Raw genomic sequence first — 16,838 nt, 5'->3', positions numbered from 1 at the left:
ACGCTTCGTTTTCGCGCAGAGCAGAGCTTCCTGGGGGCGTCCGATGAGCCGCTCTTGGTGTTGGTTTCGAAGGCGTTATCAGGCTTTTATACATGGCGTATTTATCGAGGAACTTTTGATTGTTTATCGAGACTTTCTTGAGATTTATCGAGAACTTTTGATTGTTTATCGAGACTTATTTGAGGTTTATCGAGACTTTTCTCTTGTTTTCTTCTATATTACTTACAAAGGAAAAAAGACCGTACACAAACTAAAGAATTTCTAGTTTGTCTACGGTCTGAGGGTTACCTCTACAAATTAACTAAAGGTACTTATTTCTCTAAAGCTTCTCGCTTTGTCTTGATACGTATCCCAAATTCGGTCAAAGTTTGCTTTTTCTTCATCTGTCATTTCCATCATTGGTAAACGAACATTAAGTGTATCAAAGCCTAGTTTGGTCATCGCGTATTTTACCGGCGATGGGTTTGGCTGTGCGAACAGCGCACGTACAAGTGGTAATAATGCTCGGTGAATTTTGGCTGCTAGCTCGTGATTTCCTTCTTCAAACGCTTTAATCATTAATTGCATATCATTCCCTACAACATGGGCAGCAACTGAAATAATTCCTGCTCCGCCAATTGCTAGTAGTGGGAGTGTTAAACCATCATCCCCACTATACACTAAGAAATTATCATCTGAATCAACATTCTCAATAATATCGCCCATTTGATCTAAATTGCCACTCGCTTCTTTTATCCAGGCAATATTAGAAATTTTACTTAAAGCAACAGAAGTTTCATAGGCAACATTGACGCCTGTACGTCCTGGCACGTTATAAAGCATGACAGGTAAACTTGTTTCTTTTGCAATCGTTTCAAAATGTGCAAAAATACCGCGTTGATTTGGCTTATTATAATATGGTGCTACAAGCATGATACCATCTGCGCCATTTTCTTCAGCCTTGTGCGTCATTGCTATAGAGTAAGCCGTTTCGTTATCTCCTGTACCTGCAATAACCGGTACACGACCTGCCACTTTCTCTACTGTAAAGCGTACAACTTCAATTTTTTCTTCTGTGGACATAGTTGGGTTTTCAGAGGTTGTGCCACATGCGACAATACAATCTGTACCATTATCAATCAAATGATTAATAATACGTTCTAGTTCTGGATAATTAATCGTGCCATCTTCTTTGAACGGCGTAATCATCGCCGTTCCAATTCGACCTAAATTCATCCTTACACCCCTCTTATAGTAAGTTATCCTCTAGCATTGCTTCAGCAATTTGAATAGAGTTTAATGCAGCGCCTTTCAAAAGATTGTCAGAAACGATCCATATGTGGAATCCTTTTTTATTGTCTAAATCTTGACGGATACGCCCTACAAAAGTAGCGTCTTCCCCTTCTGCATAAATAGGCATTGGGTAAGTTTGTGTTGCGATATCATCTTGTAATACGACACCAGGCGCATTGCGTAATACTTCAAAAATTCCCTGTACTGTTGCTTCTTTTTCTACTTCAAGATAAACAGATTCAGAGTGTCCAGAAACGACTGGCACACGAACGCAAGTTGCGGCTACTTTTAGCTCTGGTGCATGCATAATTTTCTTCGTTTCATTAATCATTTTCATTTCTTCGTATGTAAAGCCATTGTCTGTAAATTTATCAATTTGTGGAATGACATTACGAGCGATTGGATAATGACGTTTGTCGCTACCAGAAGGTAAAATATTTGCTTCTACATCCTTACCTGCATCCCAATTTGCACTTTGTGCCTTTAATTCCTGAATAGCAGAAACACCTGCACCTGAAACCGCTTGATATGTTGATACAATAATTTTCGTTAAACCAAATGCTTGTCGAATAGGTTCAAGTGCAGCCATCATTTGAATCGTAGAGCAGTTTGGATTTGCAATAATCCCTTTATGCTTAGCAAGATCACCTCGATTTACTTCTGGAACAACTAATGGTACATCTGGATCCATGCGGAAATGGCTCGTGTTATCGATCACTACTGCACCGCGTTTTGCCGCTTCTGGCGCTAGCACTGCTGATACCGAACCACCAGCTGAGAATAAAGCGACATTGACGCCTTCAAAAGCTTCAGGTGTCGCTTCTTCAATTGTATAAGTCTTCCCATTAAAATCGATTGATTTTCCTGCTGAACGTGCTGAAGCTAAAAACTTTATATCTCCGATTGGAAAATTTCGTTTAATTAGTTGTTCCATCATTTTTGTGCCTACTGCTCCTGTTGCTCCAACTACCGCAACTGTTAACTGCTTTGTCATCTGTCATCTCTCCTTGAATACAAGTTACATAATGTGTGCTATTGTATCATAAAAATACTGAAAATTGTGTGTAATCCGAGAATTATTTTAAATATTGTACCAACAGTGGCTGTAATTGCTTTTTCTCAGTAATTGCTTCATAAACAGTCGCGACCATTTGATCAAAATCAGCAATCAAGGAATTTGGTTTTGAATGTGGTGCGTCCTGCCCAAAGGGAATAAAATAAATGTTTTTAGCATTTAGCAGCCTCATGATATTCATACCATTTAAGCCAAGCGCATCATTCGTTGATATACCTAGAACAACAGGTGAACCGTTACGCAATGTTGCCTTCGCAGCCATCAATACCGGACTATCTGTTGCTGCATTTGCAAATTTACTAATACTATTTCCAGTCATCGGAGCTATAACCATCGCATCCAATGGATTGGATGGTCCAAATGGTTCTGCCTCTTTAATAGAAGAAACAACCTTTTCTCCAGTTAATTCCTCTATTTTGGCAATCCACTCCTCCCCAGTACCAAAACGTGTAGCTGCATGTAAAACGGAGTGTGTAATGATTGGAACAACTATTGCTCCTACATCTATAAAGTTTTGGATTTTAGGTACTACGTCCGCATACGTACAGTGGGAGGCTGTAATACCTAGACCAATTCGTTTCCCCGTTAGCAATTTTCTTCCTCCTCTATTGCCTTGCACAATATTGTCGCTGCATCATGTGCAAAGTATTTCCCAGGTAATGACGGCAATAGCACGTACGTTTGTAATTGTTCAACGTCTATATCTAAACAGCCAGGCTCTGAAGCCAAATCATATAGTACAGCCGGGACATGTTCTTGGAATGATTCAGTAATCCACTTAGCAGGAATCGTATTAACAAAAATCCCATCATTAATTGACCATTGACGGTCATCTAAATCCGTAGCTTTATAACCATATGCCTTTGCTTCACTCACTTGTACAACTGAACGCGCTACTATATGGACATTAGCGCCCATCTTGACGAGTAAAGATGCGAGCATTTTGGCTGTGCGCCCAAATCCTGCGATAGTAAAGTTTTGTCCGTAAATACATTTTTGCTCGAGTCCGTAAAACGTGGCGATAAATCCCTCCGCTGTTAATCTGGCATTTTGCCAAATAAATGATTCTTGTTGTAAATAGCAATTTGTTTCATTTTTCTCAAGCAATTGCTTCCAATGCATCGTTAAACGCCCTGTATAAAACTTAACTTGAGATATCCCATAAAGCTGTTCCACTTCAATTTTTAGTGGAAGGATAGGAAGAATAATTCTATTTGGTTGGAATTCTAATACAAGCTTATTCAACTCTTCATTCCAAACTGATGTTCTTTTATAAAATACAGTTCTCGATGGGCTTCTTAGCATGGTAGCTAATTCCTTTAACCTTAGATCCTCACCGATAACAAGCCATTTTTCATTTTCCAAAAGCTCACCTCACTGTAAAAATTCTGACTGTACTGTCGTTGTTTTGTTAAATAAAATTCGATCTTCGCCAATTAGTATAATTTCGTGCCAAGGTATCATTTCACTTACTTTCACTTTCTTTTTCTGAAATGGCAATTTATCTTTCACAATTTCAAAACCATGAATCTTTCCTGTTTGCACATCTAATAGACATTCCGTATGTGCCAATATGCCAAAGTGTACGCCACCCTCAACTTGAATTAACTCTTTATCCACCATCTCTGATAGTAGCATGCCTCATCTCCCTCCTTGAACCGTTACCCCAATATATGCCGAGTTTTTGCAATTCGTGACCCTTACCCAAAGTCTGAAATGTACATTTACTAACACATTTACAAATAGTGTATATATACAAATTTGTGACGTGAGGAAATTATGCAAATTCATTTTCATTTATCGAAACGATAACTAAAAAAGGAAATTTGTTACAGTAAGTAATCAAGATTTTCTACGCGAGGAATTATTGCGTCATTTTTAAGAGTATATGCAGTAAACGGATAGAACTGTCTTAACTGCTGGGTTAACAAAAGAGGAAGTATAAGAGTTATTTATGGATACTATCGAACTTCATACTTTCCTTAAAAGCATGAATGGTTTTCTCTTAATGATGTAAGGTTTTCGGTACTGAGGCTATCATTGGTTTTACTGTTCTAAGGGGTCGACTACGATATTTATTCAAAAATAATAGTGCGAAATTTTGCTATTCAACTAGGATGTTGTCGAACATGAATTACCGATAAAAAACGACATCAGTGTAGTTTTTGACGATTTACATATACTTGAAACGCTCAATGCGACGCAACTCAACAAGACCAAGTTTTTAAAATATGGGATAGTGGTTGCTGCTATTTAAAGGAAGTAATGAGGTAGTAAGCAAAATACCAGATGCACTAGTTCATAAAAATAAAGTTTACAATGAAAAGCCTTCGATACTTATTATTAAGTTTTATATCCATCATCTAAATGAGGCAAAGAGGATCGCTCACATCCAACGCCAATTCATAAAGATTTCTTTAACCTTATTGTTTTCAACACTACGAAGAATGAGGCTGGGACACAAGGATTTTAGCCAATGAAAAACCCGAACTAATCACGAAACGCTCAGCATGTGTTTCGTAATTGTTCGGGTTTTCTGTTTATATTCATTTAAAATTATACGTTTTTCATAAAGTACAAATTAGTTATGCCCCAGCCTTATTTTTAAGCTTCTGGACCAATTATTGAAATGGCTGGCTCAGCTTTTAAGATTTTTGCTATTAAGCGATCTACCGATTCCATAGATACGGCATCGATGGACGCTAATACTTCATCAACCGAACGATGTTTACGATGCACTAACTCACTTGTACCGTTGCGATTCATACGAGCACCTGTCCCCTCTAGACCGAGAACAAAACTACCCTTCAGCTGTTCCTTCGCATTCATAAGTTCTTCCTCTGTCATACCACCTGCTACGATATCAAGTAATGTCGCATCAATTGTATGTTGAAGTTGTGATAATTGCTGACGACTTGTACTACCATAAATCGTAAATGCGCCAACATCAGCATAACATGATTGATAAGAAAATATCGAATATGCCAAACCACGTTCTTCACGTACTTCTTGGAACAAACGAGAGCTCATATTACCACCAATAATATTATTAAGTGCAATAAAGCTATACATATCCGGATCCTTTACACCAATTGCTGGATAAGAAATGGCCAGATGCGCCTGCTCTGTATCGCGAGTTTTTGAAATCTCTCCTGGATAAAAATGAGGATTCGTTAACACAGGCTCAACTACAAGTGGAGATGGCTGATAGTGGCCAAATAAGTCTTCAATTGTTTGTATGAGCTTTGCAGAAGTATTTCCTGCTATTGAAATAACAACAGACTCTGGACCATAATGTTTAGCCATATAGTTGCGGATCATATCTGCTGTAAACGTTTTTAAAGTAGCGGCAGTTCCTAGTATTGGACGACCAAGTGCATCGTTTGGATACATGACTTCCCATAGCTTTTCATGAACATCGTCATCAGGTGCGTCTTCACTCATTAGTATTTCCTCTAGTACAACTTGTCTTTCCTTCTCTAACTCTTCCTCTGCAAACGTAGAATTAAAGAACATATCCGCTAATATTGTAACGGCGAGCTCAGCATGATGGTCTAAAACCTTTGCATAATAACAAGTGTTTTCCTTAGATGTAAAAGCATTTAACTCGCCACCAATTCGGTCAAATTCTTCAGCAATTTGGCGAGCTGTTCGAGTTTTTGTCCCTTTAAAAAGCATATGTTCTATAAAATGAGTAATACCATTTTCCTCAGGTAGCTCATAACGAGATCCTGCATTAACAAAAATGCCTAGCGCAACGGATCTTACATGATCGATTTGCTCAGACACAATACGCACACCATTCTGACATGTATGTACTTGTACCAAAAAATCTCCCCCAATTTATCTCTGGTTCACATCAAAGGCATAATGTGGGATCATCACTCAAACGTGTGGTTGATTTCCGTTCGACTGGGCGCTTTGTTGTTGCTGTCGCTTCGCTTTCGCACAGATAAAACAGTTGCTGCTGACGCTTCGCTTTCGCACAGAGCAGAGCTTCCTGTGGGCGTCGCTTGGGGCAACACGATGTTGGTCACGAAGGCGTTATCACTGGATGTGATGGTTTTAGCCTTCGTTCCCCTATCGCTAATCCCCAAGGAGTCGCCCATTCTCCACTCCAATCAACTTATTTACATAGTATACGTTTTACCAAAAGTCATCCACGACTTTTAGTGATGAACCATAATGTGAAGCTTCAACCAAAACATCCCTTATTGAACCAGTTTCCTTATATTTGATTTAAAAAAGGCTGCGCATTATACGCAGCCTTTTCTACAATTTATTATTTATCTTGCTCAGCGCGTTCTTTTTCCTCTTGGATAACTACTTTACGAGATAAATTCACACGACCTTGCTTGTCAATTTCAATAACTTTTACAAGTAATTGATCGCCAAGTTTTAATACATCTTCAACTTGTTTTGTACGTTCCTCTTGAATTTCAGAGATGTGAAGTAAACCATCTTTACCAGGGAATATTTCACAGAACGCACCGAATTTTTCAATACGCTTCACTGTTGATAAGTAATACTCACCAACTTTTGCTTCACGTACGATGTCTTCGATAATTTGTTTTGCACGAGCGTTCATTTCTTCATCTGCAGAAGAGATGTAAATTGTACCATCTTGCTCTGTATCAATTTTTACGCCAGTTTCTTCAATAATTTTGTTAATTTGCTTACCGCCAGGTCCGATAACATCGCGAATTTTATCAGGATTAATTTTCACGATTACAATTTTCGGAGCAAATGTAGATAATTTTCCACGTGGTTCTGCAAGAGTAGCAAGCATTGATTCTAAAATGTGCATACGGCCAATTTTAGCTTGTGTTAATGCTTCTTCTAAAATATTGCGTGATAAACCATCAATTTTAATGTCCATTTGAAGTGCTGTTACACCTTTAGCTGTACCTGCAACTTTAAAGTCCATATCTCCAAGGTGGTCTTCCATACCTTGAATATCAGTTAAAATAGAGTAGTGTTCTCCTTTTTTAATAAGACCCATTGCAATACCTGCTACAGGTGCCTTTAATGGAACACCTGCATCCATCATCGCTAACGTTGAAGCACAGATAGAAGCTTGAGATGTAGAACCGTTTGATTCAAGTACTTCCGATACACAACGGATTGTATATGGGAATACAGTTTCATCTGGAATAACCGCATCAAGAGCACGTTCGCCTAATGCACCATGACCGATTTCACGACGACCTGGTCCACGGATTGGGCCCGTTTCCCCTACAGAGAATTGTGGGAAGTTATAGTGGTGCATAAAGCGTTTTGATTCTTCTACACCTAAACCGTCGATAATTTGCACATCTCCAAGTGCACCTAATGTACAAATAGAAAGGGCTTGTGTTTGTCCACGCGTAAATAATGCTGAACCGTGCGTCCGTTGTAATAGACCAGTTTCAGAAGAAAGTGGACGGATTTCGTCTAACTTACGACCATCTGGACGTACTTTATCTTCTGTAATTTGACGACGTACTTCGTCTTTAACCATTTTATCTAAAATTGTATAAACTTGCTTCATTGTTTCATCATCAGCTTCTTGCTCTTCATAAGAAGCGATAACACGGTCTTTTACCGCTTTAATAGCTTCATCACGTGCATGTTTTTCAGCAGTTTGAATAGCGTCATGCATGTCAGTCTCACAAGCTGCTTTTATATCGGCTTGAATCGCTTCATCAATTTCAAATAACGTTACTGGTAATTTTTCTTTTCCTACTTCTGCAACGATTTGCTCTTGGAAAGCAATAATTTTTTTGATTTCTTCATGTCCGAACATGATGGCTTCTAGCATTGTTTCTTCTGGTACTTCTAGTGCACCTGCTTCTACCATGTTGATAGCATCCTCGTTACCTGCTACAGATAAATGGATTGTTGATTGATTAGATTGTTCCACTGTTGGGTTCACGATAAATTTACCGTCGATATAGCCAACTTGTACACCCGCAATCGGTCCGTCAAATGGAATATCTGAAATAGCTAACGCTAATGAAGAACCAACCATTGCAGCCATTTCAGACGTGCAATCTGGATCGTTAGACATGACCATTGAAATTACTTGTACTTCATTACGGAAACCGTCTGGGAACATCGGACGAATCGGACGGTCGATTAAACGGCTTGCTAAAATTGCTTTTTCAGATGGACGTCCTTCACGTTTAATAAAGCCACCAGGAATTTTACCTGCTGCGTATAAACGTTCTTCGTAGTTTACTGTTAATGGGAAGAAATCAAGTGGTTTCGGTGATTTTGACATTGTTGCTGTTGAAAGTACAGATGTATCACCATAGCGTACTAAAACGGCCCCATTTGCTTGTTTTGCTAACTGTCCGACTTCGATTACAAGCGGACGGCCAGCCCATTCATAGGAATAGACTTTCTTTTCGTTCATTCAATGAACCCCTCTCTATTATAAAAACACTTACTTCGTCTGTATGTACTAATAGTAAGTGTACCAAAAATGCTTGTTCTATGCTAAATATTTCATCAAATAATCATACATTTAAATTCAGTTATTGCCAATTTATTTAGGATTTATTTCTGTATTTGATTGAAACAAAGTTTTTTTGCTTGAAATTCGTGTCATATATATGCTTTTTTTCGCAATAGTAAAGTTAACCGTCTTCTTAATATTTATAAACATAAAGAAAAAGCGGGATTAATCCCGCTTTTCGATCGACAATTAGCGACGTAAGCCTAAACGAGTGATTAGTTCACGGTAACGTTGTACGTCAGTTTCACGAAGATATTTTAATAGGTGACGACGACGGCCTACCATTTTAAGAAGACCACGCTCAGAGTGGAAATCTTTTTTGTGTGTACGTAAGTGAGCATTTAGAGAGTTAATTTCCTCTGTTAATACTGCAACTTGTACTTCTGGAGAACCAGTGTCACTTTCGTGAGTACGGTACTCAGCAATAAGTTCGTTTTTACGTTGTTTTGAAATAGCCATTTGTATGGACCTCCTAAATAATTGTTAATCCCCATTAGCACAGTAAACGTTGGAGTCATCGATATACCGAGCTAAGGTTAAGCATATTATGCACTTATGAATGTTACCATAAATCAAAAGGTCAAGCAAGCGTTAACGTAAGCATCTAGTCATAGAGTCAAGCAGATACAGATGTTTTTGCGCGAAAGCGAAGCGTTAGCTTTCTTGGGGTCCTCCTAAAAAGTGATCGGGTTAGCCTCGGAAATGATCGGGTATCCCAGAATAGTGATCAGGTTAGCCTCGGAAATGATCAGGTTAGCCTCGGAAATGATCAGGTATCCCTGAAAAGTGATCAGGTTAGCCTCGGAAATGATCAGGTATCCCGAAAAGTGATCAGGTTAGCCTCGGAAATGATCAGGTATCCCTGAAAAGTGATCAGGTTAGCCTCGGAAATGATCGGGTATCCCAGAATAGTGATCAGGTTAGCCTCGGAAATGATCAGGTATCCCTGAAAAGTGATCAGGTAAGCCTAAAAAGCCGCCCAATCTCCACGCCAATTAACTTATAGAAATGGCATACGTTTTAGCTTTTCATAAGCGCAAAATAGTCAATTGCTTCTTGTTTATCCTTTTCGATTTGGGCTTTCAAAGCTTCTATACCATCGAATTTTCGTTCACTTCTTATACGTTTATACCAAGCGACATGTACTTCTTCACCGTAAATATTTTTTTCGAAGTTTAATATATGGACTTCGATGGATAATTGCTTGTCATTTGGATCTTTAAATGTTGGTTTATAGCCTACATTACATACACCATCATACCAGTTATTTTGCACAAGTAATCGAACCGCATATACACCGCTTGCTGGGATATAAGTTCCCTCTAACGCTTGGACATTGGCAGTTGGGAAACCAATTGTGCGCCCTCGCTTATCACCATGTACAACGATACCTGTAATCTCAAATGGTCTTCCTAGAAGCAATCTTGCTGCTTCCATATCCCCCTCTTGTAAAAGCTTTCGGATACGTGTAGAGCTAATTTTTTCGATATCGTCGGTTTTCTTTTCAACAACTGTTACGCCGTAATCTCCATTACTCAATGCACGCATATCTTGCATTTTACCTTTACCGAATGCACCAAAAGAATAGTCAAAGCCAGCTGTAACATGTTGAATGTTCAACCCACGAATAAATGTATCAATAAATGCATCAGGTGAAAGCTTTGCAAAATCAGAAGTGAAATGTACAACAAATGCTGTATCAACGCCCTGTTCTTCAAATAGCTGCAATTTTTGCTGTAATAACGTTATATAAAATACTTTTTCGTTACGACCGCCTAGCACTAAAGAAGGATGTGGATCGAATGTCATAACAGCCGTTGGAATTTGACGCTTGTCTCCTTCTTCCTTCGCTGTCTGAATAACTGCCTGATGCCCTCTATGTACACCATCAAAAAAGCCAAGTGCCAATGAATACGGTTGCATGCTTTCTCGTTGCTGTAGCTGATGTGGGTATTTTAAATGAATGACCTCCATACAAAAAATCCTCCTACTCTATCGTCGGAAACATCTTATGTGGCTTCATAAACCCTTCCTTTGTAGGATGGGCTTGATAGACCGCAACTGCTTTCCCACTGATTCCAAAAACAATTTTATCATGTATCTTTAATAATGCATCTGCGGGAAGCACTTGTCCATTGAAAATTTCTTTTTCATTAGCAGAAGTTATTTCAATAAATGGATAGTCTGTCAATGCATACTCAACTGGTAAAATGCATGTATCGATTTGTTCAGCTTCCATCAGCTCAGCTACCTGTGCCAATGTAAAGCAATTTTCTTGTGTAAACGTACCTGAGGCTGTGCGTACGAGCTCTTTCATATGCGCAGGATAGCCAAGCGCCGCTCCGATTTGGACAGCTAGTGTTCGAATATACGTCCCTTTACTACACGCTATCCGTACAGGGAATGTAATTTCTTGTCCTTCATATAGTTCAGCATCATCTAGTAGCTCTAATGCATAAATAGTAACTTGACGTGTCGGTCTTTCGACGATTTCGCCTTTTCGAGCATATTCATAGAGACGTTTACCATTTACTTTGACAGCTGAAAACATTGGTGGCGTTTGTTGAATGACACCTGTAAGCGAGGCTAAAACTTCTTGCAATTGAGTACGTGTGAACTTTTTATTCGTATGATCTTGCTCAACCGTTTCTCCTTCTGCATCTTCAGTTGTCGTTGTACGGCCAATTGAAATAACTGCTTCATAGGTTTTTCCTGCATCCGTTAAATACTCTGCAATGCGTGTTGCTTGACCAATACAAATTGGGAGAACCCCCTCGACACCAGGGTCAAGCGTGCCTGTATGTCCTACTTTTTTTGTGCGTAAAATTTTTCGTAATTTAAAGACGCAATCATGACTTGTCATGCCGCGTTCCTTCCAAAGTGGTAAAATACCGTTCATAAATTTCCTCCTAAAAATATCAATTCATTTTTAGCCTATTTTGAGAGTCCGCTAACTTTTATCACCTTTTTAATAGAAGTGATAGGGCTCAAAATGCCTTGTTATATTTCAATCAATGTAAAAAAGCCTGCCTGCATGAACATGCATATGGCAGACTTTTTTAGTTATCTTATTCTTCGTGTAAACCACGTAGCAATGTATCGATACGGTTCCCATATTCAATCGATGAATCGAATTCAAAAATTAGTTCTGGTGTACGTCGTAAGCGGATTCGTGAACCGATTTCTGAGCGAATAAAACCAGAAGCCTTTAATAAAGCTTTTAGTGTATCCTCTTTTTCACGTTCATTGCCTAGAGTTGTAATATAAATTGTCGCTTGCTGTAAATCACCTGTTACTTCAACACCAGTAACAGTAACAAAACCAACACGCGGATCTTTTATTTTACGTCCAATAATATCACCAAGCTCTTTTTTCATTTGCTCAGCGACACGGTTTGAGCGTAGAGACATAGTTTGTCACCTCAATTTCGATGTACAGAAAGTTGTGTTCTCACTTACACATAGTTTTTCATGCAAAGTGGTAAATCATACAACACGACTTCTAATGTAACTTATAAATAGTCCCGCCACACATTTAGCTGTTCCCAAGATGGATTTGACTGTAAGTAGTGAAGCGCGTGATTAATTTCACGCTCGGCTGCTTCTTTTGAAGAAGAAACAGCAACAAGCGCTATTTTCGTGCGTTGCCATACATTTTGATGATCAATTTCCGCAATCGATACATTAAATTTTTGTTTCGTTCGGGTAATCATACGCTGTAAGACAGCTCGTTTTTCCTTCAACGAATGGGCAGTTTGAATAATGAATTCAACCTCTGCGTAAACGATCATTAAGCACGTTTAACTTCTTCCATAATATAGGCTTCGATAATGTCGCCTTCTTTAATATCGTTGAAGTTTGTAATTGTAATACCACATTCGTAACCTCGGGCAACTTCTTTTACTTCATCTTTAAAACGTTTAAGTGTATCTAATTCACCTTCAAAAATTACTACATTATCGCGAATTACACGTACGCCTGAATCACGAGTTACTTTACCTTCTGTTACGTATGAACCAGCAATTGTACCAACTTTTGATACTTTAATTGTTTGTCGAACTTCTGCTTGACCAATAATTTTTTCTTCAAATTCTGGATCAAGCATACCTTTCATTGCTTGTTCAATTTCTTCGATTACTTTATAGATAATGCGGTGTAGACGAATATCTACGCCCTCTTCTTCTGCCGCGCGTTTTGCATTGACATCCGGACGAACGTTGAAGCCGATAACAATTGCATTTGAAGCTGCAGCAAGAGAAATATCAGATTCTGTAATCGCTCCAGCGCCAGTGTGAATAATTTTCACGTTTACGCCTTCAACATCAATTTTCATTAATGATGCAGCCATAGCTTCTACAGTACCTTGAACGTCAGCCTTAACAATTAAGTTAAGCTCCTTCATTTCGCCTTGACTCATTTGTTCGAATAAGTTATCAAGCGTTACGCGTTGTTTTTCTGAACGTTGTGCTTGAATCGCTGACATTGCACGAGTTTCACCAACTTGACGTGCTGTTTTTTCGTCTTCAAAGACTACGAAACGGTCGCCTGCTTGTGGTACATCATTTAAACCTGTAATTTCTACTGGCGTTGATGGTCCAGCTTCTTTTCCACGACGGCCTTTGTCATTCACCATAGCACGTACACGACCATAAGTATGGCCGACAACAATTGGATCTCCAACTTTTAATGTTCCATCTTGTACTAAAAGTGTTGCAACAGAGCCTCGACCTTTATCTAGTTGTGCTTCAATTACTGTACCAAGTGCTAAGCGTTTAGGGTTCGCTTTTAGTTCCCCAACTTCAGCGACAAGTAAAATCATTTCAAGTAATGTGTCAATGCCTTCGCCTTTTAATGCTGAGATTGGTACGAAAATAGTTTCGCCGCCCCAAGCTTCAGGAACTAAGCCATGCTCTGTTAACTCTTGCATTACACGGTCTGGATTAGCTGAAGGTTTATCCATTTTGTTGACTGCAACAATAATTGGTACTTCTGCTGCTTTTGCGTGGTTAATTGCTTCTACTGTTTGTGGCATAACGCCATCATCCGCAGCTACTACTAAAATCGTTAAGTCAGTTATTTTCGCACCGCGCGCACGCATAGTTGTAAACGCAGCGTGTCCTGGTGTATCAAGGAATGTAATTTTTTTGTCGCCTTCAGTAACTTGATATGCACCGATATGTTGCGTGATGCCTCCAGCTTCGCCAGCGGTAACTTTAGTATTGCGAATAGAGTCTAACAATGTAGTTTTACCATGGTCAACGTGACCCATAATTGTTACTACAGGAGGACGTTCTGATAACTCCGCCTCGTTAACTTCTTCTGTTTGTTCGAAGTGTGTTTCTAAATCCGTAATATCTACACGAATTTCTTCTTCAACTTCTACACCATAGTCTGCACAAATTAATTCAATTGCATCCTTATCTAATTCTTGGTTAATTGTTGCCATCACACCAAGCATAAATAATTTTTTAATAATTTCTGATGGTTCACGGTGTAATTTTTTTGCTAATTCCGCTACAGAAAGTGATTCAACAAAAGTAATTTTTTCTGGTAATTCCTTTTGTTTCACTGGCAGGCTCGGTTGATGCGTTTTTGGATGGCGACGTTTTCCGCCATGGATTCCTGGTTTTGGACGTTGGTTGTAACCACCGCCACCTCTGCGATTATTATTATTATTGTTATTATTATTATTTTGTGTCATATTTCTATTTTGATTACCTTTTATATTCTTAGATTTTTCGTTAGACGAATTTGAGTTTTGACGCGTTTGTTGCTGATTATTTGCTTTAGGCTTAGAAGTAGCAGATTGTTGCTTTTGCCCTTCTTGCTTTTTTACCGGTTGCTGCTGTTTTTGCGAAACATTTTGAGTAGGTTGCTTCACATCTTTATTATTTTTAAATGATTGGTTTAACTTTGTCACTATGTCGTTTTCTAACATTGACATATGATTTGTTACGCTCACATTTAATTTATTTAGTGCTTCAATAACCTCTTTACTCGTTTTATTCACTTGTTTCGCATATTCATGAACTCTGATTTTGGTCATCTGCTCACCCCCGATTATTTTTCGTTGAGTAGACTAGACAATTTACTTGCAAAACCTTTATCGGTAATAGCTAAAGCCACTCGGGCCTCCTTACCTGTAGCATGTCCTAGATCATAACGATCACCAATTACATGATACTCAACGTTGTAGTACGTGCATTTATCTTGAATTTTTTTGCTAGAGTTTTTAGAAGCATCGTTTGCAAGCAGTACTAGCTTAGCATTACCATTGCGGACTTCCTTTACTACTAACTCTTCTCCTGAAATCACTTTACGGGCTCTTGCCGCTATTCCAAGCAAATTATGCACTGCTTGATTGATCATAATATAGACTCCCTACGAATCAACAAAATAAGTTCTTCGTAGATTTCTTCAGGGATTTTCACATCAAGTTGATGCCCTAAAACATTTTTCTTACGGGCGATTTCAATCGCTTTCTCTGATTTAGAGACATAGGCACCACGTCCAGGTTTTTTCCCGGAAACATCTACACTTACCTCGCCCTCTTTCGAACGAACGACACGAATCATTTCTTTCTTCGGTAGCATTTCTCCAGTAGCTACACATTTTCGAAGAGGTACTTTTTTATTAATAACCATAAGAATCACCTTTCCTCTCTGAAGCTTGTCGTAAGAGGTGGACTAGCCGTGCACTACATTGGTTATATACTTGCATTTTAATTAAATACCGTACTATTTTCAATTGTAGGCTCTGCCATTATTCAGTCGGCGCAGCCCAACGCCTACTGAATAATGGTAGTTAACTAGTCACACGGGCTTTCTTACTTATTCTTCGTCGTCTTGATATAAGTCAACTGTCACATCATCAAAATCACTTTCTTCATCCTCAGCAGGTATGAAAGTGCTTGTAGCAGATGGATAAATACCTAACTCACGAGCATCTGTTTCACTCTTAATATCAATTTTCCAGCCAGTTAACTTCGCAGCTAAACGAGCATTTTGACCACGTTTACCAATTGCTAATGATAATTGATAGTCTGGAACAACAACTGTAGTAGATTTTTCTTCTTCATCAACTTGAACATCTAAAACCTTTGATGGGCTAAGAGCATTTGCTACAAATACAACTGGATCTTCTGACCATTCAACGATATCGATTTTTTCGCCGTTCAATTCATTTACAATTGTTTGCACACGAGCGCCTTTTGCCCCTACACATGAACCTACTGGATCTACTTCTTCGTTATGTGCATAAACAGAGATCTTAGAACGGTCACCTGCTTCACGAGCAATTGATTTAATTTCTACGATACCTTCGTAAATTTCAGGTACTTCCATTTCAAATAAGCGGCGTAATAAACCAGGATGTGTACGTGAAACAATTACTTGTGGTCCGCGTGTTGTACGTTCAACCTTTGTAATATAGACCTTGATACGGTCGTGTGGATGATATGTTTCACCTTGAATTTGTTCATTTTGTGGTAATGCAGCCTCTACTTTTCCTAGACCTACGTAAATATTACGAGCATCTAGACGTTCAACTACACCCGTTACGATATCATCTTCACGGTCCACATATTGTTCGTAAATTAAGCCACGTTCTGCTTCGCGCACTCGTTGTGTAACAACTTGTTTCGCTGTCTGTGCAGCAATTCGACCAAAGTTTCGAGGTGTCACTTCTTGCTCCACGATATCTTCTAATTGATATGCAGGGTTGATTGCCTTAGCATCTTCTTCAGAGATTTGTAAACGATCATCTTCTACTTCTTCAACAACATCTTTACGTGAAAAGACACGAATAGAGCCCTTATCTAAATTTAAGTCCACACGAACATTTTGTGCTTGATTGAAGTTGCGTTTGTAAGCTGTAACTAATGCCGCTTCTATTGCTTCAATTAACACATCTCTTGAAATTCCTTTTTGTTCTTCTAGCGCATTTAGCGCATCTAACAAATCACTACTCATTTTATTTTCACTCCTAAATATGC

Annotated in this window: 16 protein-coding genes; all 16 read right to left on the bottom strand. The window is 38.8% G+C overall.

From position 1 onward, the window contains the following. Positions 1-297: 297 nt before the first annotated feature. The 16 genes from dapA to nusA all read right to left on the bottom strand — a co-directional run bounded on the left by dapA (position 298) and on the right by nusA (position 16,815). Positions 298-1,215: a 4-hydroxy-tetrahydrodipicolinate synthase gene (gene dapA / locus ABE34_RS09430; protein ID WP_197141972.1), complete on the bottom strand. Its 918-nt coding sequence runs from the start codon at positions 1,213-1,215 to the stop codon at positions 298-300. Positions 1,216-1,228: 13 nt separating this feature from the next. After that, positions 1,229-2,266, bottom strand: a complete 1,038-nt coding sequence (locus ABE34_RS09425) for an aspartate-semialdehyde dehydrogenase (RefSeq protein WP_197141971.1) — start codon at positions 2,264-2,266, stop codon at positions 1,229-1,231. A gap of 82 nt (positions 2,267-2,348) precedes the next feature. Next, positions 2,349-2,939, bottom strand: a complete 591-nt coding sequence (locus ABE34_RS09420) for a dipicolinate synthase subunit B (protein ID WP_197141970.1) — start codon at positions 2,937-2,939, stop codon at positions 2,349-2,351. Further along, the gene (locus ABE34_RS09415) at positions 2,933-3,712 is read right to left on the bottom strand and encodes a dipicolinate synthase (RefSeq protein ID WP_197141969.1); all 780 of its coding nucleotides are present in this window, start codon (positions 3,710-3,712) and stop codon (positions 2,933-2,935) included. The genes ABE34_RS09420 and ABE34_RS09415 overlap by 7 nt, the downstream gene beginning before the upstream one ends. Before the next feature lie 9 nt (positions 3,713-3,721). Beyond that, positions 3,722-3,985 (bottom strand): sporulation protein, YlmC/YmxH family, encoded by a 264-nt coding sequence (locus ABE34_RS09410; protein ID WP_053594254.1) that lies wholly within the window; start codon positions 3,983-3,985, stop codon positions 3,722-3,724. Between the two features lie 966 nt (positions 3,986-4,951). Beyond that, entirely contained in the window at positions 4,952-6,175 is a 1,224-nt protein-coding gene (locus tag ABE34_RS09405; protein ID WP_197141968.1) for a M16 family metallopeptidase, read from the bottom strand. A gap of 454 nt (positions 6,176-6,629) precedes the next feature. After that, positions 6,630-8,744: a polyribonucleotide nucleotidyltransferase gene (gene pnp / locus ABE34_RS09400; protein WP_197141966.1), complete on the bottom strand. Its 2,115-nt coding sequence runs from the start codon at positions 8,742-8,744 to the stop codon at positions 6,630-6,632. Positions 8,745-9,035: 291 nt separating this feature from the next. Beyond that, the gene (gene rpsO / locus ABE34_RS09395) at positions 9,036-9,305 is read right to left on the bottom strand and encodes a 30S ribosomal protein S15 (protein ID WP_197141964.1); all 270 of its coding nucleotides are present in this window, start codon (positions 9,303-9,305) and stop codon (positions 9,036-9,038) included. Between the two features lie 561 nt (positions 9,306-9,866). After that, complete coding sequence (gene ribF / locus ABE34_RS09390; RefSeq protein WP_197141962.1) at positions 9,867-10,820, bottom strand: riboflavin biosynthesis protein RibF; 954 nt, start codon at positions 10,818-10,820, stop codon at positions 9,867-9,869. Between the two features lie 13 nt (positions 10,821-10,833). Beyond that, on the bottom strand, positions 10,834-11,745 hold the full coding sequence (truB, locus tag ABE34_RS09385) for a tRNA pseudouridine(55) synthase TruB (RefSeq protein ID WP_197141960.1): 912 nt from the start codon (positions 11,743-11,745) through the stop codon (positions 10,834-10,836). Between the two features lie 169 nt (positions 11,746-11,914). Further along, positions 11,915-12,256: a 30S ribosome-binding factor RbfA gene (gene rbfA, locus ABE34_RS09380; protein WP_079560500.1), complete on the bottom strand. Its 342-nt coding sequence runs from the start codon at positions 12,254-12,256 to the stop codon at positions 11,915-11,917. 101 nt (positions 12,257-12,357) lie between these two features. Further along, positions 12,358-12,636 carry a DUF503 domain-containing protein gene (locus ABE34_RS09375; RefSeq protein ID WP_079560499.1) on the bottom strand — a complete coding sequence of 93 codons (279 nt, stop codon included), beginning with the start codon at positions 12,634-12,636 and terminating at the stop codon, positions 12,358-12,360. Beyond that, complete coding sequence (gene infB, locus ABE34_RS09370) at positions 12,636-14,891, bottom strand: translation initiation factor IF-2 (protein WP_197141958.1); 2,256 nt, start codon at positions 14,889-14,891, stop codon at positions 12,636-12,638. Before infB ends, ABE34_RS09375 begins: the two co-directional genes overlap by 1 nt. Positions 14,892-14,905: 14 nt before the next feature. Continuing rightward, on the bottom strand, positions 14,906-15,214 hold the full coding sequence (locus tag ABE34_RS09365; protein ID WP_053483263.1) for a YlxQ family RNA-binding protein: 309 nt from the start codon (positions 15,212-15,214) through the stop codon (positions 14,906-14,908). Then, entirely contained in the window at positions 15,211-15,489 is a 279-nt protein-coding gene (gene rnpM / locus ABE34_RS09360; protein WP_197141956.1) for an RNase P modulator RnpM, read from the bottom strand. Before rnpM ends, ABE34_RS09365 begins: the two co-directional genes overlap by 4 nt. A gap of 186 nt (positions 15,490-15,675) precedes the next feature. Continuing rightward, positions 15,676-16,815 carry a transcription termination factor NusA gene (gene nusA, locus ABE34_RS09355; protein WP_197141954.1) on the bottom strand — a complete coding sequence of 380 codons (1,140 nt, stop codon included), beginning with the start codon at positions 16,813-16,815 and terminating at the stop codon, positions 15,676-15,678. Between the last annotated feature and the right edge of the window lie 23 nt (positions 16,816-16,838).

It is taken from the genome of Lysinibacillus sphaericus (genome assembly GCF_015844675.1).
In the GTDB taxonomy this organism is placed as follows: Bacteria; Bacillota; Bacilli; order Bacillales_A; family Planococcaceae; genus Lysinibacillus; species Lysinibacillus sphaericus_E.
The sequence above is the reverse complement of the archived record's forward strand: the minus strand, read 5'-3'. Positions and strand labels throughout refer to the sequence as shown.

Excerpts from the sequence above, each read along its gene's own strand:
- ABE34_RS09410 (WP_053594254.1), bottom strand. The coding sequence starts at position 3,985 with ATGCTACTATCAGAGATGGTGGATAAAGAGTTAATTCAAGTTGAGGGT.
- pnp (WP_197141966.1), bottom strand. The coding sequence starts at position 8,744 with ATGAACGAAAAGAAAGTCTATTCCTATGAATGGGCTGGCCGTCCGCTT.
- ABE34_RS09365 (WP_053483263.1), bottom strand. The coding sequence starts at position 15,214 with ATGATCAATCAAGCAGTGCATAATTTGCTTGGAATAGCGGCAAGAGCC.
- truB (WP_197141960.1), bottom strand. The coding sequence starts at position 11,745 with ATGAACGGTATTTTACCACTTTGGAAGGAACGCGGCATGACAAGTCAT.
- ribF (WP_197141962.1), bottom strand. The coding sequence starts at position 10,820 with ATGGAGGTCATTCATTTAAAATACCCACATCAGCTACAGCAACGAGAA.
- ABE34_RS09375 (WP_079560499.1), bottom strand. The coding sequence starts at position 12,636 with ATGATCGTTTACGCAGAGGTTGAATTCATTATTCAAACTGCCCATTCG.
- nusA (WP_197141954.1), bottom strand. The coding sequence starts at position 16,815 with ATGAGTAGTGATTTGTTAGATGCGCTAAATGCGCTAGAAGAACAAAAA.
- infB (WP_197141958.1), bottom strand. The coding sequence starts at position 14,891 with ATGACCAAAATCAGAGTTCATGAATATGCGAAACAAGTGAATAAAACG.
- rnpM (WP_197141956.1), bottom strand. The coding sequence starts at position 15,489 with ATGGTTATTAATAAAAAAGTACCTCTTCGAAAATGTGTAGCTACTGGA.
- dapA (WP_197141972.1), bottom strand. The coding sequence starts at position 1,215 with ATGAATTTAGGTCGAATTGGAACGGCGATGATTACGCCGTTCAAAGAA.
- ABE34_RS09425 (WP_197141971.1), bottom strand. The coding sequence starts at position 2,266 with ATGACAAAGCAGTTAACAGTTGCGGTAGTTGGAGCAACAGGAGCAGTA.
- rpsO (WP_197141964.1), bottom strand. The coding sequence starts at position 9,305 with ATGGCTATTTCAAAACAACGTAAAAACGAACTTATTGCTGAGTACCGT.
- rbfA (WP_079560500.1), bottom strand. The coding sequence starts at position 12,256 with ATGTCTCTACGCTCAAACCGTGTCGCTGAGCAAATGAAAAAAGAGCTT.